This window comes from Staphylococcus sp. NWU MKU2, from assembly GCF_033283605.1.
GTDB lineage: Bacteria > Bacillota > Bacilli > Staphylococcales > Staphylococcaceae > Staphylococcus > Staphylococcus haemolyticus.
The window spans coordinates 25,063-46,520 of record NZ_JAVSMH010000008.1 but is presented as its reverse complement, the minus strand read 5'-3'; the positions used below and the strand labels follow the sequence as shown (position 1 = coordinate 46,520).

The 21,458-nt window shown below is 34.5% G+C and carries 18 protein-coding genes, 1 tRNA gene and 3 pseudogenes; 4 read left to right on the top strand and 18 right to left on the bottom strand.

The genetic code is table 11. The features are described from left to right. Positions 1–28 precede the first annotated feature (28 nt). The 6 genes and pseudogenes from SBL15_RS10780 to SBL15_RS10755 all read right to left on the bottom strand — a co-directional run bounded on the left by SBL15_RS10780 (position 29) and on the right by SBL15_RS10755 (position 5,626). Positions 29–946, bottom strand: a pseudogene (locus tag SBL15_RS10780) (D-ribose ABC transporter substrate-binding protein). Positions 947–965: 19 nt separating this feature from the next. Next, complete coding sequence (locus SBL15_RS10775; RefSeq protein ID WP_011274507.1) at positions 966–1,904, bottom strand: ABC transporter permease subunit; 939 nt, start codon at positions 1,902–1,904, stop codon at positions 966–968. Continuing rightward, a complete protein-coding gene (locus SBL15_RS10770) occupies positions 1,901–3,382 on the bottom strand; it encodes a sugar ABC transporter ATP-binding protein (protein WP_107611990.1) in 1,482 nt (493 codons plus the stop codon). Before SBL15_RS10770 ends, SBL15_RS10775 begins: the two co-directional genes overlap by 4 nt. Before the next feature lie 12 nt (positions 3,383–3,394). Beyond that, on the bottom strand, positions 3,395–3,784 hold the full coding sequence (rbsD, locus tag SBL15_RS10765) for a D-ribose pyranase (RefSeq protein WP_107611989.1): 390 nt from the start codon (positions 3,782–3,784) through the stop codon (positions 3,395–3,397). Next, positions 3,777–4,658, bottom strand: coding sequence for a ribokinase (gene rbsK / locus SBL15_RS10760; protein ID WP_053016146.1), 882 nt, complete (start codon positions 4,656–4,658; stop codon positions 3,777–3,779). The genes rbsD and rbsK overlap by 8 nt, the downstream gene beginning before the upstream one ends. Then, positions 4,658–5,626 carry a LacI family DNA-binding transcriptional regulator gene (locus SBL15_RS10755; protein WP_107611988.1) on the bottom strand — a complete coding sequence of 323 codons (969 nt, stop codon included), beginning with the start codon at positions 5,624–5,626 and terminating at the stop codon, positions 4,658–4,660. Before SBL15_RS10755 ends, rbsK begins: the two co-directional genes overlap by 1 nt. Before the next feature lie 241 nt (positions 5,627–5,867). On the opposite strand from SBL15_RS10755, the pseudogene SBL15_RS10750 reads away from it, so the two are divergent. Then, positions 5,868–6,729, top strand: a pseudogene (locus SBL15_RS10750) (hypothetical protein). Positions 6,730–6,864: 135 nt separating this feature from the next. Here the strand turns inward: SBL15_RS10750 and SBL15_RS13025 are convergent. Further along, positions 6,865–7,755 carry a hypothetical protein gene (locus tag SBL15_RS13025; protein WP_390894805.1) on the bottom strand — a complete coding sequence of 297 codons (891 nt, stop codon included), beginning with the start codon at positions 7,753–7,755 and terminating at the stop codon, positions 6,865–6,867. 526 nt (positions 7,756–8,281) lie between these two features. Then, positions 8,282–9,145, bottom strand: a complete 864-nt coding sequence (locus SBL15_RS10735) for a serine protease (protein ID WP_317955952.1) — start codon at positions 9,143–9,145, stop codon at positions 8,282–8,284. A gap of 234 nt (positions 9,146–9,379) precedes the next feature. Between SBL15_RS10735 and SBL15_RS10730 the strand changes: the two genes are divergently transcribed. Together SBL15_RS10730 and lip are read left to right on the top strand one after the other, a co-directional pair. Next, positions 9,380–9,469 (top strand) — tRNA-Ile (locus SBL15_RS10730). Between the two features lie 370 nt (positions 9,470–9,839). After that, on the top strand, positions 9,840–12,089 hold the full coding sequence (gene lip, locus SBL15_RS10725) for a YSIRK-targeted triacylglycerol lipase (protein WP_107611986.1): 2,250 nt from the start codon (positions 9,840–9,842) through the stop codon (positions 12,087–12,089). A 232-nt stretch (positions 12,090–12,321) separates the two neighbouring features. Here lip and SBL15_RS10720 read toward each other — a convergent pair whose 3' ends face one another. From SBL15_RS10720 to SBL15_RS10705, 4 genes are all read right to left on the bottom strand, one after another. Beyond that, positions 12,322–12,609, bottom strand: coding sequence for a hypothetical protein (locus SBL15_RS10720; RefSeq protein WP_037537441.1), 288 nt, complete (start codon positions 12,607–12,609; stop codon positions 12,322–12,324). A gap of 250 nt (positions 12,610–12,859) precedes the next feature. After that, positions 12,860–13,396 (bottom strand): VOC family protein, encoded by a 537-nt coding sequence (locus SBL15_RS10715; protein WP_317955949.1) that lies wholly within the window; start codon positions 13,394–13,396, stop codon positions 12,860–12,862. 38 nt (positions 13,397–13,434) lie between these two features. After that, positions 13,435–14,100 (bottom strand): MBL fold metallo-hydrolase, encoded by a 666-nt coding sequence (locus SBL15_RS10710; RefSeq protein WP_107611984.1) that lies wholly within the window; start codon positions 14,098–14,100, stop codon positions 13,435–13,437. A 227-nt stretch (positions 14,101–14,327) separates the two neighbouring features. Continuing rightward, a complete protein-coding gene (locus SBL15_RS10705) occupies positions 14,328–14,951 on the bottom strand; it encodes a nitroreductase family protein (RefSeq protein WP_037550884.1) in 624 nt (207 codons plus the stop codon). A gap of 364 nt (positions 14,952–15,315) precedes the next feature. Here SBL15_RS10705 and SBL15_RS10700 point away from each other — a divergent pair, with 364 nt between their 5' ends. Further along, positions 15,316–16,725 (top strand): amino acid permease, encoded by a 1,410-nt coding sequence (locus SBL15_RS10700; RefSeq protein WP_107612241.1) that lies wholly within the window; start codon positions 15,316–15,318, stop codon positions 16,723–16,725. A 98-nt stretch (positions 16,726–16,823) separates the two neighbouring features. Here the strand turns inward: SBL15_RS10700 and SBL15_RS10695 are convergent, their stop codons facing one another. The 6 genes and pseudogenes from SBL15_RS10695 to SBL15_RS10670 all read right to left on the bottom strand — a co-directional run bounded on the left by SBL15_RS10695 (position 16,824) and on the right by SBL15_RS10670 (position 21,422). Continuing rightward, positions 16,824–17,486, bottom strand: coding sequence for an ABC transporter ATP-binding protein (locus SBL15_RS10695; RefSeq protein ID WP_107612242.1), 663 nt, complete (start codon positions 17,484–17,486; stop codon positions 16,824–16,826). A 12-nt stretch (positions 17,487–17,498) separates the two neighbouring features. After that, the gene (locus tag SBL15_RS10690) at positions 17,499–18,548 is read right to left on the bottom strand and encodes an ABC transporter permease (protein ID WP_107612243.1); all 1,050 of its coding nucleotides are present in this window, start codon (positions 18,546–18,548) and stop codon (positions 17,499–17,501) included. 87 nt (positions 18,549–18,635) lie between these two features. Further along, a complete protein-coding gene (locus SBL15_RS10685; protein WP_233641214.1) occupies positions 18,636–19,163 on the bottom strand; it encodes a dihydrofolate reductase family protein in 528 nt (175 codons plus the stop codon). 133 nt (positions 19,164–19,296) lie between these two features. Then, positions 19,297–20,054, bottom strand: a pseudogene (locus SBL15_RS10680) (SDR family NAD(P)-dependent oxidoreductase). Between the two features lie 149 nt (positions 20,055–20,203). Further along, a complete protein-coding gene (locus SBL15_RS10675; RefSeq protein ID WP_107612244.1) occupies positions 20,204–20,626 on the bottom strand; it encodes a lipocalin-like domain-containing protein in 423 nt (140 codons plus the stop codon). A 40-nt stretch (positions 20,627–20,666) separates the two neighbouring features. Then, positions 20,667–21,422 (bottom strand): SDR family NAD(P)-dependent oxidoreductase, encoded by a 756-nt coding sequence (locus SBL15_RS10670; RefSeq protein WP_107613314.1) that lies wholly within the window; start codon positions 21,420–21,422, stop codon positions 20,667–20,669. Between the last annotated feature and the right edge of the window lie 36 nt (positions 21,423–21,458).

Below are 21,458 nucleotides of genomic sequence, written 5' to 3'. Positions count from 1 at the left end.
CTCAGAATCTTTATTATTTCAAGCATATTTAGTTCTTACTTTGTTTCAATTTTAATGGTACTTTGATTTGTTTATTTACAGAGTCGCCTTTCATTAATCCATTGACCACTTTAATTGCTTCTTTACCCATAAGTTCAGGTTGTTGAGCTATTGTCGCATCTAGTTTGCCATTTTTTATTGATTTCATTGCATCTTCGTTGCCATCAAATCCAATGACTTGAATATCCTTATCCCCAATTGCTTCGATTGCACCAAGTGCCATTTCATCATTTTGAGCAAAGATGGCTTTAATGTCAGGATGTGCTTCAAGCATATTTTGCGTCACGTTTAATCCTTCTGCTCTATCAAACTTCGCACTTTATTTAGCAATTACTTTTAACTGTTTATCTGCAATTTCATGGAACCCTTTACCTCTTTCTCTCGTTGCACTTGCACCTGGAACACCTTCAAGTTCTCCAACTTTTGCATTTTTACCCACTTTATCAACTAAGTAGTTGCCAGCCATTTTACCGCCTTCAACGTTATCTGATGCAATAAATGACGCAACTTCGCCTTTATCTACAGATCTATCTAACGTGATTACTGGAATACCCTCATTGTTCGCTGACTCCACAGCACTTGAAATCGCACTTGAATCTGTTGGGTTAACAATTAAGTAATCAACTTGTTGTTGAATTAAATCTTCAATGTCATTCGTTTGTTTAGCTGAATCATCTCGAGCATCTACAACTTTAACTTTCATACCTTGTGCTTTAGCATCTTTTTCAATTCCATTTTTAATTTTAACGAAGAATGGATTATTTAAAGTTGAAATACTTACGCCTATTGTAATTTCTGATTTTTTCTTATTTGTTTTACCATTTTTATCATTTTTCAAGGGTGATTCTAAGGAACATGCTGCTAAAAATAGGACAAGTGCTAATGTAATGGCTAATAATTTTTTCATATTGTTATCCTGCTTTCTCTTATTTTTTACGATCAATTAATACCGCAATTAAAATAACTACACCTTTAACGACTTGTTGGTAAAATGAAGAAACACCAAGTAAATTTAATCCATTATTTAAAACACCTATAATAAGTACACCTATTAATGTTCCAACAATTCGTCCTTTACCACCTGTTAATGACGTACCACCAAGTACTACGGCAGCAATGGCATCTAACTCATAAGAAGTACCTGCTGTTGGTTGTGCAGAATTTAAACGTGATGTTAATATGCCTCCAGCTAACGCTGACATTAGCCCTGAAATTCCATAAATTAAAATTTTAATTTTATTAACTTTAATACCTGAAATTTTAGCAGCTACCTCATTCCCACCAATCGCATATGTATGACGTCCAAATGTTGTTTTTTGAAGAATAATAAGCAAAATCACAAACACGATAATCATTGTTACTGCTGGTACTGGAATACCGATAAAGTAGCCTTTACCAAATAATTGGAATAAATAACTATCACCTAAATTTGTTATTGGATTTCCGTCAGTAATAACTAATGTTAATCCACGGAAAATCGTCATTGTCGCAAGTGTTGCAATAAATGGCGCCATATTTCCTTTAGTAACTAATAAACCATTTACTGCACCTAAAACAAAACCAATCAGTACGCCAATAATTAATGCAATTATTGGGTCAACACCACTCGTAATCATTAATGCAATAAACGCCGATGATAATGCAAGAATTGAACCAACTGATAAGTCTATACCGCCAGTTAAGATAATGAATGTCATACCAAAGGCAATCAGACCATTGATAGAAATTTGTCTTAATAAATTGAGTAAATTAGATAAATCTAAAAATGATGGGTTTAAAATACTCACTACAATAATTAATAAAATCAGACCAATAAATGGAATAATCTTTTCCATGAACGATGTTTTAGCTGTTAACTGTTTCATTTAAAGTTCCCCCCTGTAGCTAAAGTCATAATATTTTCTTCTGTAATTTCATTTCCTGTAAGATCCCCTTTGATATTACCTTCGTGAACGACCATCACTCTATCGCTCATACCAATGACTTCAGGCAATTCAGATGAGACCATAATAATAGACACACCACGATCCGTAAGTTCATTCATAAGTTGATAAATTTCCCTTTTTGCTCCGACATCAATACCTCGTGTAGGCTCATCTAAAATAATGATTTGCGCGCCGGTACCAATCCACTTTGCTAATACGACCTTTTGTTGATTACCACCTGATAATGAGCCGGCCGGCAGTCTACCTGGAGATTTAATATTGAGTCTTTTACGCATCGTATCAACAAATTGCTCAGAACTTTTATCGTCTACGATGCCATGTTTTGAAAAGCTAAATAATGAAGGTAATACCATATTATCTTGAATGGAGAAGTCTAAAATTAACCCTTCTTCTTTACGATTCTCAGTTATAAAAGCAAGTCCATGTTTCATCGCTTCGATTGGAGACGTTATAGATACTGTTTGTCCTTTAATTTCAATTTCATTATCTGCTTTATCGACACCGAACAAACTTCTCATCATCTCAGTACGACCTGCCCCCATTAGACCACTCACGCCTAATATTTCACCTTCTTTAAGATAAAATGATTGATTCTCAATATGATGTAGCGGATTATTGAGACGTTTTACGTTTAAAACAACATCTTGTGGTTCATACGTTCTATGTGGGAACTGTTCATCTAATTCACGTCCAACCATTGCTTTAACAATTTGGTTGTATGTTAGATTTGCCGTTTCATCATACATAACAGAAACGCCATCACGCATCACCGTTATTTCATCCGAAATCTCAAAAATTTCAGCCATTCTATGTGAAATGTATACAAATGCCACACCTTTAGCTTTTAAATTAAGAATCATGTCGAACAAACGTCGAATTTCTTTATCTGTTAATGTTGCTGTTGGTTCATCCATAATAATGATTTGTGCTTTAGTCATCATCGCTTTAGCTATTTCTATCATTTGTTGCTCACCAATTGAGCAATCTTTGACCACTTTGTTTAATGGAATATAGAAATCTAATTCTTTAAACACTTGCTCAGCTTGTTGCTTCATTTCTTTTTTATTTAGTATTCCTATTTTGTTTCTGATTTCTTTTCCAACGAATAAATTATCAAGCACTGTTAATTCTGGATATAAATTCAATTCTTGGTGAATAAATGTTAATCCTTTTTCTTCCGCTTCTTTAGGATTGTTATAGTCGATCTCAATATCAGAATTAGTGATAACACCTTGATCTTTTTTATGAATCCCGACTAGAATTTTCATGAGTGTTGATTTACCAGCCCCGTTTTCTCCCATTAGTGCATGCACTGTACCTGGCTTTAGAGTAAAATCAACACCCTTTAGAACCTCGTTGTCCCCGAAGGCTTTATGGATATTAGTCATTTGAATCATTAATTTCACCCCTTAAAATATGACACCACTTTGAAGTATGATGTTTGCATATGGCGTTGCTTCCCCTGTGCGAATAATTGCTTTAGCGTTTTTAGTTAATGCTTTAAATGTTTCGTGGTTAACTTGTTCTAATTCTGAAAAGTCCTTTGTCACTTGTTCAAAGATAGGTGCATTGTCTACTTCCATTTCTTTAGCTATCGTTACGTGTTCAATTTCCATGTGTTGCTTAAGTACTTCATAAACTTCTAGAAAACTTGGCTGTCCTAATGTTAAAGCAAGGTCAATCTTCTTAACGTCTTTAGGAACGGGTAACCCACAATCAGCTATTACAATTTGATCTGTATGTCCTAAATCACTGAGTACTTTTGAAATGTCGCTGTTTAATATGCCTGTTTTATACATCTAATTCACCTGCAATTTCTGAAAAGGTTGGCATGCCACCTTGAGCGCCCATACCTGTTACTGAATGACTTGCTGCTAAATTCGCAAGTTTAAGTGCTTGTGCAATTGAATATCCTTTTTGTAATCCTACTGCGAAAGCACCATTGAATGTATCCCCAGCACCTGTTGTATCTTTAACTTCTCGCTTAAATCCATCAATTTGAATCTTTTCAGTGCCGTTATGATACATAGCACCTTTATCTCCTAATGTAATTATTAACTTGTTAGGGTAACGCTCTAATGCTTTATCAATGTCAGTCTGGAACATCGCATTGCTTTCTGTTTCATTAGGTGTAATGTACGTCGCTTTTTCAATAACATCTGCCTCTACTTCTCGGAATGGCGCTGGGTTAAGAATTGATATCATATCGTGTTCATCGCAATATAATACGACATCTCTTACTGTTTCAGCGGGAATTTCTTGTTGAATTAAAACAATGTCACCTGCTTGAGCTTGACTTAAAGCTTCCAACGCGTAATCTGACGTAACATAGTTATTAGCTGAAGGTACAACGATGATACTATTATCATTGTCAGATAAAGTGATATGTGCCGTACCAGATGCAGAATGTGTAACGGGTTTCAGAAATGTCGTTAAAACATGATTGTCTTCTAAGTTTGTAAAAATTTGATTCCCGAAATCATCATCACCGATGCGTCCTACCATGTAAACATCATCACCGAGTCTTGCAGCTGCTACTGCTTGGTTTGCCCCTTTTCCACCAGGTGTTGTAAAGAATGACTCACCTAGAACGGTTTCACCTTTACTTGGTACTTTATTTGTAGAAACTACTAAATCAATAGATAAACTTCCAACTACATATATACTTGTCATTATTTCTTCCTCCTTGTAGATTCTCTATGTATGACATCAACATCTAATACGACTTTCGTTGTTACGTCATTGTGTTCTAATTGATTTATCAAACCTAATGCTGCTTGTTTCCCAATTTCATACGCAGGTTGTTCTATCGTTGTCAGACTTGGATAAAATAACTTAGCTAATGGAATATCATCATATCCAATGACTTGTACATCATCTGGAATATGGAAGTGTAAATCATGTAACCATTTCATGATTTTAAGCGCAGATACGTCGTTACTACATATCACACTATCGATATGGTTATGGTTGACATATGCTTTCAGTTTATCAATTGTGATGTCATGCTCATCCTCAACCCATAATTGAATGTCATGATTCTTTAGAGTAGTCCTTGCACCATTAAATCGTTCTTCAAAAGAGCGATAATTCAAGTCTTGATGCAACAATAGTACACGCTGTGCATTTCCTTTAATAATTGTCTCAGCTTGTAGTTTCCCACCTTTATAATGGTCCGCTTCTATACATTGCTGATTATCTGTTACACGGTCAATTAGTACATAGGGTAATTGATATGAATTAAACTGATCAAAGGCAAATTGAGTTGATAACTGTGAAGCAATGACGCCACTACAATTATTCACTTTAAAAGTGGTTAGATAGTTTAGTTCTTTATGTTCTCGCATTTCACCATTGCCAATCATGACGTGGTACCCTTTTTGAATTGCTGTGTCTTCTACACCTTTAGCAACAATCGTAAAGAACGGGTTACTCATATCTGGTAAAAGCAGTCCAATTGTTTTTGATTTTTTAGTAAATAAAGTTCTTGCAGTCTCATTAGGATAATAATCTAATTCTTTGATGACTTGCTCAATTCTTTTACGTGTTGCTTCTTTCACATAACCACTTTTATTAATCACTCTTGAGACTGTGGCTACTGACACATTTGCTTGTCGAGCCACTTCTTTAATCGTTCTCACTTTGCCACTCCTTTTGTGTAACCGCTTACATAAAAATTTATCACTTTTTTCTTTTAAATGCAATATTAAATAAAACATTTATAAATTAACTCTTTTGTGAATGGACGTCGTCCTAATATTTATGTTTATTGATATATCGCTACTTTTTAATTTTGGAATTATACACATCGTAAAAAGAATATGATGCTATATAATTAATTTTCAAAGTAAATATAGAATTGATGCAAAGGGGACCCAATTCTTGGATAAATCAACTCGTATACTAAATATTTTAACTTTGCTTCTTAAAGGTCACGTTGTTACGCAACACGACTTAAATCAATTTACTGATGTGAGTAAGAAATCGATACAGCGTGATATTAATACTATTAACACATTCTTTTATGAAAATGAGTTTTGGAGTCATAGTAATACTAGAGTCGTTTATAATCATCAATTGGCAGGATATGAACTTAAGCAGAAAACACAAAGTAAACACAGTTTAGGCATTCTTAGTTTACTCATTAAACTTCAAAGTTTAACACCCATATTGCATCACGATATTCACAAATTTTTACTTAGCTCAATTAGTTCAATGAAGGTTTCAGATAAACACGTTTTAATGAGTACGTTAAATCAATTTAAAATTAGACAGGAATTATTGCCCGGGAAAAATCTTATGATTTTACAAAAAGCGATTGTGAATAAAGATATTGTTCGCATCGAGCTTGAAGATAAAAAGATAGTCATTAAACCATTATCTATTTTGTATATGCATTATGATTATTGGTTTACGTACGAAGAGGATCATGAAATTGAGACGATACTACTTCGTGATATCTTGTCTGTGAAAGTTTTAAATTTGAAATTCAAGAAGGATGGCACTTGTAATCCTGTTTTATTCCAAATACACACACTTTTGGAACCAATTCCAACAGCAATTTTCTATTAAAGAAGTTGTTGAACGAAGTGAGGATTATATTACAGTATGGGTGAATTGTACGCGTTTCGATGCGTACTATATCGCTTATCAATTAGCGCCACATGCTAAGATTCTGAAACCACAATCATATATTGATAGTTTTGTAGAAAGATTAGATGAGATTAAAGGTATTTATAAATAATGAAAGTGTTCGATAAAGTAGTTCATCTATGTATCTACAAAATACAATAAAATTAGGCACCTCGTTAATTTATTGAACATCACTAAGCTAAATTAACGAGGTGCCTTATACATTGTTATCGTTTATTTTAAAGGTTTATTCTTCTTCGCCGTTTTCATCATATTTCGTAACGCTACCGTCTGAGGTTACAATATATGATCCAGCTAATTCACCATTTTTATCAGTAAATGAGAAGCCCCAATCTCCGTCAGAATTTTTTTCTGGTTCTTTATATGTGTATGTGTCCGTATCTAAAGTATGCCCTTCGTATTCTTCAACTTTATCAATGACATTATCACGTGTCACCGTTTCGTCACTTGAACTACTATCAGAGTCTTCTGAGCTACTGTCATCTGAATTTGAACTATCATAATGTTCAGGTTGTCTAGGCGTATCAGATGTAATGTAACTTGCTACTTTTTCAATATTTGAATCTGAAGCATTCTTAATCTTCTTCGTTTGACCATTTTTCAAAATTCGAGCTGTTTCTTGTTTAGAGTAGCCATCTTCGGTCCAACGATGGTCTTGGAAATGACTTGGTACATCGTAAAATGTGACTGTCCCATCATTATTATCTTTAAAAGTAATGTGACCTAACGCATTAACAGACGGTGCTAATACTATCGTTCCCTCAGGGTACACTTCTGATGCATCTTCATTATACGAATTAATCGGTTTACCCGACATATCTACAGGTTCATACGTATGGTCGTCTCCGTTAAATATGTCATCTGCGTCATTTCGTGCTGTCAGCCATATTTTAGCAAAGTATTCTTTCGTATTTTTATCATTACTATTAGCAGAATGTGCACTATTAGAACCACCACTAATAGAAATTTGTTTTGCGACTTTTTTATAATCTGAATCTTTGCCATATTTATGATATAAATCTTTAACATCAAGTTCATGTCCTAAGTCAGATTGAATAAATTGTCGATATTTGCCTGTATTTTGCGTACCTATTACTGCTACTTTATCATCACTCACACCGATTAACGTCGCAAAAGATCCTTTGCCAGGTGAAGCACTATAAAATGTCATCCCTTCTGGTGCGTCTTCAACTGCTTCTCCAGTTGCTTCTAATTCGTATTTATCTATACTTTGTTGCCTTTTCCCAGTATTACTATTTTCAATGTATGAATGACGCTTTAAATCATCGGCAGTTATAGTTACATTAGATACACTGTCATCACTTAGCGCTAATGCGACTTTCTCAGCTTGATTTAAATCTTTAACACTGTTTACTGAATTCGCATCATTATTTTTCTTATTATTAGTACTATTATCAGATTTCGAATTACTATCTTTATTCGATTTATCCGTTTGTGATGATTTGTTATTATCGTCGGATGTTCCATTTCCAAGTCCAAAGTCACTTAAACTACAACCAGCTAATAACATTGTTCCAGTAAGCACACCAATAATTAAATAATTTCTCTTCATTTCTCTCCACCCTTTATTCCCTTTGTAAAATAAATTGCGAAACGCTTGTAATTCAATTTATTCAATCAAATTACTTAATATGTTGACGAACAAATTTACCAGCATATCCTTTGAAAGACTCTCCTCCAGAAGCTTCTTGCTTAGCATACATATCGGTCGCAGTACCACCTAAATTGTGTCCATACGTTCTCATACCGTACATTGTAGTATATTTGCTATTTAACATAGGCGAACCTGACGCACCTGATCTAAAAATGTCTTTCGTTTGAATTTCTGAACCATTAGGAGAAAATTGTGTTACGCGAAATTTACTAAGATATGGTTTCGTATTGTCACCATTAATTTTTGAGTAACCTAATGAATATAGAGGTGTATTAAATTTCAATTTCTTAATTTCAGAATCTGTCGCAATACGCATTGGTTTAGCATACTTCGACATATTTTCTTTAGTGTGGACTATCGCAATATCATATTGCGGTACCTTAATGACTTCATTTGCATGAAAAGTATAAGGTATTGATTTACCATTACGATTCAATTGAAATTTTATATATTTTGGTGCTGCAGCTTTACCATATTTATCATCAATAACATGTCCATTTGTGACAAAGGTATGCGCACCAATAACCGTACCAGTACCCACTGAGTCTTGACCTTTATATTCTGGAATCCCCACTTTCCAACCATTTAAATTCGAAACACGACCAATAGATTTCAAATTACTTTGAGATGCATTTGGATAATATTTGTTTGAAATTGAACTGTTACTGATCTTTTTAGCTTTTAAATATCCTGAGTACTCACCTGCATGTAAGCCATCATAATAATAGTTACCAACAGCTTGCGCTTCATCATGATGACCGGCATAACCAAACATCGTTGTTCCAATCACTACACTTGCAATAAATGTTTTACCAAATTTTGATTTCCACATATTATTCTCCTCAATACCTTTCTTTTATAAAGCTATGTCACGACATACATCGCTCAATATAATAATTTTTCAATATTATTATATAATATTAGTCGGACAATATACGTCTTTAGACGTATTAATTAATAAAACTTTAGACTTATTTTTTAATTTAATAACAAAAGTAAAGTATTTTTTGTTTACAAAATAAATTGTTAGAGGTAAACTGTAAAACATATTAAAAAAATATTTTATGGAGGGGTACTCAAGCCTGGCTAAAGAGGCCAATCATTTATGATTGGTAGGAGCTTTTTGCTCGCGTTGGTTCAAATCCTTCCCTCTCCGCTATTTTACGACTGGAACGATTATCGTTTCAGTCTTTTTTATGATTTAAAGACCGTCCCAACTCGTTGCCATATAAAAACGATTCCTACTAAGTCATTGACATTTGCTAGTGAGCAAGGTTACTATTTGTTTAAATTACTTTGAAAGAGATACGTTTTTTCACTTAAGGTATCCTCGCAATACATATTTTTTTACCTAATTTTGTAAACGCTTTCTCTTTTAAAATGAAAGGGAGGTCATTATGGAAGCTATTAAAGCGATCTTTAGCAAATTGTTTGAATTCTTGCCACGAGCAATCATTAATTTATTTATCTAATATGGATTCATAGATTTTCATTTTCAAAAATTAAATAAAATAGAGGTGCTGTTTATGAAAACAAGAGAGAACAGATTTAGTATTCGTAAATTGAGCGTAGGCGCGTCATCAGTTGTAGTAGCAACGTTGCTATTCATGGGAGGTGGCTCAGCACAGGCAGCCGAGAAACAACAGGGGGTGGGAACTCCTGAAACGGCGTCAGCACAATCTATTGGGGATAAAGACACACACGCGACTCAAAAGGGACAAGTTCAATCAACTGAACAAGATAAGTCGCAAGCGTCTCAAACTGAAAATAATACAAATAATTCACAAACTAGCTTACATAATGAACATAATCAAACAGACGATGCATCTACAACGAATGAAACTACTTCAACTTCAGATGAGACGCATCAAAGTACCACTGTAAAATCTGAGAAGCCAACTTCAAATAGCGATAACCAACAAACTGAAGCTAAACAAACTTCTCAACAATCACTTTCAACTGATACACAAACTTCTAAACCAACTACTAACGACGGCATAACAACGCAACAATCTGAATCATCTAAACAGGAAAAACCGTCAACACAATCAACTGATACAGCTTCTAAAGAAGACGACACAACTAAGAAAACAACTGCACATACGCAATCACAAACTGATGAAACGTCTGATAATAAAAAAGAAGCATTAAATCAACCACATTCAAATGTTGTTAAATCTGAAGATGCAAATACTTCTTCAAATGAAATTAATCCAAACACACTTAAATCAACTGAACAACAACAGTCAACAGAATCAAATACGTCAGATAAACCAAAAGTCGACAATCAACAAGCACAATCACAACCAAAGGATAATGACGACAATCAAGGTGACGCACTTAAAACCGCAACACAAGCTCAGCAACAAACGTTAACTAAGAAGGAAGCGACAACTTCTGAAGTAACGAATCGTCTTAATACACAAAATAGCGATAATAGTAATATTTCAATTGATGGGCAAACTAACCCTACTTTAGATAGTGATAAGTCTTCTAAACAAAATAAAGATGCACAATCTGGGTTAAATACACTTAAAAATAACGCAGTCGCAACGACAAACACTCAATCTAAATCACAAGCTGCAACTGGAACGAAAGATCAAACCAATAAAGTTGCGAAACAAGCTCAGTATAAAAATCAAGACCCTATTATTTTAGTTCACGGATTTAATGGTTTTACTGATGACATAAACCCATCCGTACTAGCACACTATTGGGGTGGCGATAAATTAAACATACGCCAAGATTTAGAAGAGAACGGCTATGAATCTTATGAAGCGAGTATTAGTGCGTTTGGTAGTAACTACGATCGTGCTGTCGAACTTTATTACTATATTAAAGGCGGAACTGTGGATTATGGTGCTGCACACGCTGCCAAATATGGTCATGAACGTTACGGTAAAACTTATGAAGGCGTATATAAAGATTGGCAACCAGGCCAAAAAGTACATCTTGTCGGACATAGTATGGGCGGTCAAACGATTCGCCAATTAGAATCCTTATTAAGAAATGGTAATCCAGAAGAACAAGAATATCAACGTGTACATGGTGGCGATATTTCACCTTTATATCAAGGTCAAAACGATAATATGATTTCATCAATTACGACACTTGGAACGCCACATAACGGCACACATGCGTCAGATTTATTAGGTAACGAAGCGCTTATTCGTCAAGTTGTCTTTGACGCAGGAAAAGTACTTGGCAATAAAGATTCACGTGTAGACTTCGGTCTGTCTCAATGGGGTCTAAAACAACAGCCTAACGAGTCTTACGTTGACTATGTCAAACGTGTTAAAGATTCAAAACTATGGCAAACCAAAGACAATGGCTTTTATGATTTAACACGTGAAGGTGCGACAAACCTTAATCGTCAAACATCATTAAACCCTAACATTGTGTATAAAACTTACACAGGAGAATCAACACATGCATCGTTGTTCGGACGTCAAAAATCTGATTTAAATTTATTCTTCCCATTCACCCTTACTGCTAATGTAATTGGTAAGGCAGCTGAAAAAGAATGGCGAGAAAATGATGGCTTAGTGTCTGTTATTTCATCACAACATCCATTTAATCAAGCTTATACACAAGCAACGGATACAAATCAAAAAGGTATTTGGCAAGTAACACAAACAAAACATGATTGGGATCATGTAGATTTTGTCGGCCAAGATAGTACTGACACAAAACGTACTAGAGCTGAATTACAACAATTTTGGCATGACTTAGCAGATGATTTAGTCCAAAGTGAGAATTTAACACGAAACGCTTAATACATTTCAAGTTTAATCAAGAGGAGGTCTCGTTATGTCTGGTACTTTTCTTCAATTAATAGGTTCTCTATTTAACATCTTAAAAGTATTATTCTCATAAATGCGTCATAACATGATAAGCACCACCTATTAAAAGCATTCGCTTTTCATAATAGGTGGTGCTTATTTTTATTCGTATATTGCTGTTGAAATCAAAAGTTCTTGCGCTAACATTTTTAATAATCACTAACGTTTATTCCGCGCCTTTATTAACAAATTGCGAGCTACTGGAGGCACTGCCTGCAGCAGATAAGGTCACTTTAATTGCGTCATTTGATTCATCGACTTCGTGCTGCAACTCACTATTAAGTCCTAACAAGTTATTCGCTTGTGTTTCATCACTATTAAGCTCTTCCAAACCATTTACAATCTCAGTCGCTAAAAATTCACATGCATCGTCACTTTCAACATACACTTTTTCTTTTACAATACTTTCAATTACATCGATTAATTCTGATTTTTCAATTTGAATATCAATCATGAAAATTACTCCCTTAAATTGTTGTTGACATAAACAAAATTTTATGTCTTTAATTTTATACCCTTTTTAAGCATAGATATTCAAAATTGCATACATCTAATAACCCTAAACCCCTTATAATATCTAGCTTAACAAGCTACTTGGAAGGCTTGTTAAAGGCATTATACATTAATTTAAAAGGAGAAAATACTTAATTTTTTTAATATGACAAATGTGTCATATTAATGAATAATAATATGTTTAAATTACTTTAATTGTCGACCTTTTTCGGCATAAAAACTTCTGCCTCACTATCATCCGGATAGTAAAATCCATTAGGAACCGTTTGTAATTCAATTAAGCTTTCCCACGGACTTTTTACATAAATAGTTCGATTACCTTCAGTGTCTTCATATTTCGTATTCGCATGCGGCTCTGAAATAGGTTGACCTCCAGCTTGCGTCAACTGTTTAACGGCCTCATCGAAGTATTCTGCCTCGATATAAAATGAAATATGCGTAAAACCAATGTCTTGTAACGTTTGCGCTTGACCTTGATGCGCATCTTTAAATTCAAACATTTCAATATTCGGTCCATTACCAAAGACCATCATACGTTTATGAATAATGGATGCCCCTTTTTCTAAACCAAGAATGTGTTCAACTGTTTCCCCACCACGAGGTTCATCCGTCTTTCGTTGACTATCATAAGCAATCTTGCCGTTGAGACCTTCTTTGAAAAAGGCTGTCGCCGCTTCAATATCCGGTACTGTGAGTCCGATATGATTGATTCCTCGATTTATATTCATGCACCATCACCTCTAATAAGAATATTTTAATATGCGAGTTACGTATGTTCACCACGACGGACGCGATTTATAATTTTTTGTAGTCTCTTACGTTTATCTTCCTCATTTTCAACAAAAAAGACAGCACCTTCTCCTTCAATCGCAACCCAAGGTACAATAGCATCGAAATCTAAGTCTTGAATCAATTCGAGGCTTTTAATGGATGCTTCTCGGTCACTTGAATTGAGTATAACTGTACGCCATTCCCCATCATCCACACATAAAAAGTCGCCTGTAAAAAGGAAACGATGTTCACCGTTATCCCATAGAAACATCGTCGTACCTGGCGTATGTCCTGGAGTAGGAATGACTTCTAAATCATCAGCAAGCATTTCACGTTGTTCAAACTGTCCATCAATCGGTACCGTTCGATTGATTGCTGCTACATCATCACGATGAATCCAAAATGGTATATCTATACTAGGCGTTCCACCTAAGGATTCATGCTCATGATTCATTAAAACGCGTGAAGCACCACCTAATAATTGAATATCTGTCACTGCTTCATTTAAACCTGGTGAATGATAAATGACTATATTGCTTTTTGGTCGTTCTAGCAAAAATGACTTAATACGGTAGCGTTTATCAAATGGCAAGACTGCCTTTGTTGTTTCATATAATCCTTTCTGAATACGCGTTAATGTGTTTAATTGTTTATTATCCATAAATGGATCACCCTTTTCCCAATTTGATATCTTAAGCTATACCCTTTTTCTTCATCATAAATATGAATAGCACTGACTCAATACATCTCTTCATTTAAAAAGCGGAACAGTATTCATAATGAACACATTGTCCCGCCCCACCGCATGAGTGACTTTAACTAAAAAACTTGATATAAGCGTCTTATTATTTCAGTCAGTTACGCGTTTTTCATTATTAAATTGAAGTATTATTTATAATCGATTACACGATCAACTGGCATTCTAAATGATGTGTGTGCCTCTTTAGCTTTCTTACCTATTGCGACAATCATCACTGGAACATAACGTTCTAAATCATAGCCAAAGGCTTTACCGATTTCTTCATGTTCAAATCCACCAATTGGATTAGTATCATAACCGTGTTGTTTAGCAACTAACATCAATTGCATAGCAGCTAAACTACTGTCTACTTTAACAATGTCATTCATTGATTGGCGTGTGCGATTTTTATAATTTTCTAAAACAATCGGTAACATTTGTTCTTTAACTTCTTGTGGCATGTGACCATTGACAACCGCTTGTTCATAAATATATTCGCCTTCTTCATAGCATTGTAAATCCCCAAAAATGACAATCATTGCTGATGATGTATCATTTTGGTTTGTATTAAATTGAATTAATGGACGCAATTTAGCTTTCGCTTCATCACTTTCAACCACAACAAAACGCCAAGGTTGCATATTCACTGATGAAGGTGCTTTCGTTGCCTTTGCAATCATTTCATTCATTTCTTCATGAGGAATTTTATAATCTGGGTCGAAACCTTTAACTGATTTACGACCTTCTAATATTTCATTAAAATCATTAAGCATGATTAGCCCACTTTCTATCTTTTTTCTATAGTTATAATTTAAATGCAATTGACAACTATGTAAAATTATATGTTTTTAAAAACTTTATATTTAGACAGTAGGCAGTCTTAATTATAGGAATTATAGCCGAAGAAACGCCTATTTCACGCATGATTATGACATCATATACCTCTCTTATTTCCACTTATTATTAATACGAAAATTTGTATAATTCATTGATTAAAAATTAATAAATAGGGTATCATTAATTTTAACAAAAAAATTAATTACATAATTTAATACAATTAATTAACTAATTATACAGAGTATTCGTAGTCAGTCATAATTTTAAGTCACATGTATACTCATGAAGGGGACGAACATTATGGCAGATAAACTGCAAAGGGAATTAAGCAATAGGCATATACAACTTATTGCAATTGGTGGTGCGATTGGTACCGGATTATTCCTAGGTGCAGGTGAATCCATTCACTTAGCAGGTCCATCGATTTTACTTACATATATTATCGTTGGTTTCGTATTATTTATGTTTATGCGAGCAATGGGAGAAATCTTATTGTCTAATCTAGGATTTAAATCATTTGGTGATATTGCTCATCATCATATTGGTCCAATGGCAGGCTTTATGGTCGGTTGGACATACTGGCTAACTTGGATTATTTCAGGTATGGCTGAAGTAACTGCCGTTGCTAAATACGTTGAATTTTGGTATCCAGCAATACCTAACTGGTTAACAGTTGCATTTACGATTCTCGTACTTGTAGGTATGAACTTATTTAGCGCCAAATTATTTGGTGAACTTGAATTCTGGTTATCACTAATTAAAGTTATTACGATTATCGCATTAATTGTTGTAGGTATTGTTATGGTCATCTTCGCAATGAAGACTGATTATGGTACAGCAAGTGTAGCGAATATTTGGAGTCATGGTGGATTCTTCCCTAATGGCATATCTGGATTCTTAATGGCATTCCAAATGGCAATCTTCTCATTTATTGGTATTGAGTTAATCGGTATCACTGCAGGGGAAACTAAAAATCCATATAAAACTATTCCTCAAGCAATTAACAATGTACCCTTCCGTATATTAATATTCTACATTGGTTCATTAGCTGTTATTATGTCAGTTGTACCTTGGAATCAATTAGATCCTGCGGAAAGTCCATATGTAAAACTATTTGGTTTAGTTGGTATTCCATTCGCAGCGGGAATCATTAACTTTGTAGTTTTAACAGCAGCTGCATCTTCATGTAATAGTGGTATCTTCGCTAACAGTCGTACACTATTCGGTTTAGCGGGAAGAAAGCAAGGCCCACCATTCTTACATAAGACGAATAAACATGGTGTTCCATATTACGCTATCTTACTTACTTGTGGTTTATTAAGTATTGCGATTATTTTAAACGCAGTATTTAAAGATGCTACGAAGGTATTCGTTCAAATCACAACGTTCTCAACAGTGCTCAATATTATGATTTGGACATGTATTATGATTGCGTATCTAGGTTTCGTGAAGAGAAACCCTGAATTACACAATGATAGTAAATTTAAAATGCCTGGTGGCAAATACATGGCATATGCCATTCTTGCCTTCTTTGCATTTATCTTTATCGTTTTACTTATTAATAGTACGACACGTTTTGCAGTACTATTCGCACCAGTTTGGGCAATCGTACTTGTCATCATGTATCAAAAGTATCGAAAAGAATCTGAAAAAGCGACAATCGCTATGGAAGATGAAAAAGATTTAGAAAGAGAATTAGAAGATAAATAGATATTAATTAACTTTATCTAGTAATATCAAGTCATATAATTAACTCCCTCTAAGTAGCCATGATTTTCAAAGCTTACTTGGAGGGAGTTTTAATTTGTTTATTTTTCTTTTAAACGTCCATCTTCCATATGGAAGACTTTATCACAGAACTTAGTTAAACGTTCATCATGCGTAACGATAATACACGTTTTATGACGTTGTTTAGATTGTTCTTTTAAGATTTCCATAACTGCCATCGCATTTTCAGTATCGAGCGATGCAGTTGGCTCATCAGCTAAAATAATAGAAGGCTGTGTATAAATTGCCTTAGCAATCGCAACACGTTGTTTTTGTCCTCCTGACACTTCAGAAGGTAATTTGTTCTCAATTTCTTTTAAGCCTAAATCGTTCAACAATTTATCATATTCTTCAGTACTTAACACATCTTTTTTATAACTCTTCAATAAATGGAATTGTTGTTTGATTGTTAAGAAGGGAACTAAGTTCGTCGCTTGTAAGATAAAGCCAATTTCTTTCATTCTCATTTTAGCTAATTGCTTTTGACTCATTTTTGAGATTTTCTTATCATTTATATATATTTCACCGGCTGTTGGTGTTTGTAACGCTCCAGCCATTGTTAAGAACGTACTCTTACCGGAACCAGAAGGGCCAACAATAGCTATGAGTTCACCTTTTTCAAAAGATAAAGATGTCGGTTTTACTGCTTCAATTGTATGATTACCATCTTGGAATTCTTTAGTTACTTCATCAAATTTTAACATGGTGGCACCTCCTTACCCGATCGCCTTGAGTGGGTCTATTTTTCTAATGGATAATACTGAGAATAAGCTACCAACAAGAGATGTTAGTATTAAAACGATACCAAAGATAATGAGTGTACCGATATTAAATTGGACAGGTACCGCTTCAGGTAAGACTAAACTTGTCAGTAATGTCAGTATTAAGCCAATCAAAGTACCGATTAAGGCTAATATAAAGGTTTGTGCTAACACCATCTTCATTAAGAACCCATTCGTAAATCCTTGAGCTTTTAGTACTCCGAATAAATTCTTTTTCTGCAACGTGATGACATATAAGAATACGCCAATGACTGTAGCAGAAATAACAAATAAGAATGTAATCATAAAGTTCATTGTTAAGTTTTGTGGTTTGTATCCTGGTAGGTTCTCTACAAAGTCATCTATTCCTATAACTTCTAAATCTTTATCAACATTTTTATCTTTCCATTTACTGTCTTTTACAACTACTGCACTGGTTTTATCTGATGATAATGCTGGATTAATTTTTTCAATGGTTTTGTCATTTGCGAAAATAACGGGAGAAGCATTATATTTAGCACTTTCTGAAACGCCAACGATATGTAGTTTCTCATCAGATTGAGATAACGTGATGGTGTCACCAACCTTGAACCCTTTATCTTTCAATGATTGATCGATTACGACATCATTATCTTTATTAAATTTTTTGCCTTCCTCAATCTTTGGAATCAAGAATGAGTTTGATGTTACGCCAAAGAGTAATGCATTCTCTTCACTATCTCCATTCGATGCAATTACGCCAATTTGTTTTAACGGTGCCTCTTCTTTAAATTTGCCTTCAACGTCAGATGATTTAAAGACAGATTGTTGAACCGTTTGGTTGGCATCTTTATTTAAAACAATCGCATCTGCTTTCCATTTTTTGATGCCTTCAGTGTTCATATTAATTAAACCACTTGCTAACCCGGATAGTAAAAAGAGTAAGTAACTAATTAATACTAGAATGCCTATAATTAATCCGAATTTAAGCTTGTTGCGTTTAATTTCGTTCCATGCAAGAAACATTTAATTCCCTCCTTTATATGTATTATTAACAAGTATAGCAATACTTATATTAAAAATTACAATGAATTGACCTAAACTATTTAAATATTAGTCATATTGAACATCATAAGAAAGTTCTACAAATTGGTTATATTGTGTCACGTCTTTTAAATTCAATTGAACTTGGTCAGCAATATCATTAAATAAGTTAACGCCTTGACCTAGTAATTTAGGAGCAAATGTTAAACGCATTGATGTTAAAATGTTTAAATTTATTAACTCAGAAATCAAGGCACCACCGCCTACAATCCATACAAATTCGTCATTGCCAAATCTATTAAATAAAGTATTTAAATCTCCACTATAAAATTCAATATCCCAGTCTATCGCAACATTCTTCGACGTAATCACTATTACTTTTTTGCCTTCGTATGGATTCTCTTTAACATTATTATCTAATAACCATCTAAACGTATTTCCACCCATAATAACAACGTCTACATTGTCATAGAACTGGGCATAGCCATTATCTCCTTCACCTTCTACATCTTCTAAAAATTGTACGCTTTCATATCGGTCCGCTATGTATCCATCTACTGAAACACCTAAATATGCACAAATATTTGCTGTCATCATTATCCACTCTCATTTCTCTATAATGTAACTTGAACCTATTATACCGATTATTACAAAGAATATAAAGAAAAAGACGGAACCGAATTCAAATTGAATTCGCGATTCCGCCTAGACAATAAAATGAGTCATAAAATTAGTGAGCTGTTTGACCACCATCAACAAGATAAACTTGAGCAGTCATGAATTTTGCTGAATCAGATGATAAGAATAATACGATGTCAGCAATATCATCAGGTTGTGCTGCTTTAGCCATTGGCACACCTGAAATCATTTGTTGCCATTTTTCATCGTCATCTTTCCAAGCTTTAGTCATATCTGTTTCAGTAGTCCAGGTGCAACTGCGTTGATACGTACACCGTCAGTCGCATGGTCGAAGCCTGCTGATTTTGTCATACCAATCACTGCGTGTTTTGCAGCAATGTATGGTCCCATTTGAGGGTCAGCAATTAATCCAGCAACTGATGCTGTATTAACAATTGTGCCACCGCCACTTTGAAGCATACTTTCCAATTCATATTTCATTGATAAGAAGACACCTTTAACGTCAACATTCATTACTTTATCAAATGTTTCAGGGTCAATATCTGCGAATTTAGCTGGTTGATTTAATATACCTGCATTGTTAAATGCGTGATCAACACTACCAAATTCATTAAGTGCTTTTTGCATTAATGCTTGCACTTGGTCTGGATTAGAAACGTCTGTTTTAACGAATAATGCATGGCCACCGTTATCATTGATTTCTTGTGCTGTTTGTTGTGCACGTTCATCAACGTCTCCGATAACGATATTTGCTTTTTCTTGTGCGAATTTTAATGCTGTAGCTTTCCCAATTCCTGATGCTGCGCCTGTGATAACAACTGTTTTCCCTTCAAACTCATTGTATCTCATGATTAACATCTCCCTTTGATTTTTTCTCCGTGTGCTATGTGCAATTCTATCGCTTTGAAAGCCATACCTACTATTTATTCGTTAAAGTGACTTTCATAACGTTTCTACCTTTAAAGTGTATTTTTTAATCATTTTGCTAAAGCGTAACTTTATTTCACACGTTGCCATACTAATTTTTGGTTAGGCACATTGCCGTTTACAATACTAAGTGTATCGCCTTCTAATTCAAATAAACGTGGCTGTGTATCGCCTAACCAAGTTGGATTCATACTGACTTCCATAGTGTGATAAACTGTTGAATTTTCTTCATCTAATTCAAAACGACCTGAATATGCAACATAACCATGTGCAGCTTCAGCCATTTCATCTTTCGTACCTGTGTGTAAATCGCCTGATTCATAGGCTTTACGACCTTGTTGCATTAATTGTGCTGACATATAACCATCTGGGTTATACATAATGAAACCTGTCGCATCTTTACCTAGTGGAAAGAAGATGTTGCCATCTTTATCTTCATCTTGATATCTTACTAATTTCCAAGTTCCGATTAATTGTTCTTTAAGTTCTGCCATTTTGAATACATCCTTTCTTAATTTTTGAATACATTTATTATTATGCGTTTGAACCGCCAGAAACACTGATTGTTTCACCAGTAATTGCTGTAGCACCCTCAGAAGCTAAGAATACAACTGTTGCTGCAATCTCTGAAGGTTCTAATAAACGGTTCATAGGCATTTTACCTGTGATATATTTTTCCATTGCTTCTTGTTCAGTTGAACCGTCTTGTTGTGCAAGATGTGCTAATTGGTTTTCAATTAATGACGTACGTACAGGTCCAGGTAATACTGCATTAGCTGTAATACCATCTTTCACTGTTTCAAGTGCAACAGTTTTCGTGAAACCAATTTGTGCGAATTTAGAAGCAACATAAGCTGATTTAAATGGATCCGCCATTTCACCATGTGCAGATGAAATCGTAACAATGCGACCACTTTGTTGTTGTTTCATTGAAGGTAACACGTGTTTTGTCATTAGGAATGTACCTGTTTGAATGACACCAATCACTTTGTTCCATTGAGCTAATGGGAAATCTTCTACTTTATCAATATGTTGAATACCTGCATTGTTAACTAACACGTCGATTGCACCATATTTATTATTCACATCTTCAATCGCTTGTGAAACTTCATCTTCATTTGTAATGTCTACTTTGTATGCAACGCCATTGTTTAATTCACTTGCAGCTTTATCTGCCGCTTCTTGATTCATGTCGAAGATAAAGACACGATCTTGTTCTTTATCAAATGCTTGCGCGATTGCAAATCCTATTCCTTGTGCTGAACCTGTTACGATTACATTTCTTGTCATAATTAATTACCTCCTGTAAGTGTTTGGTGCTGCATT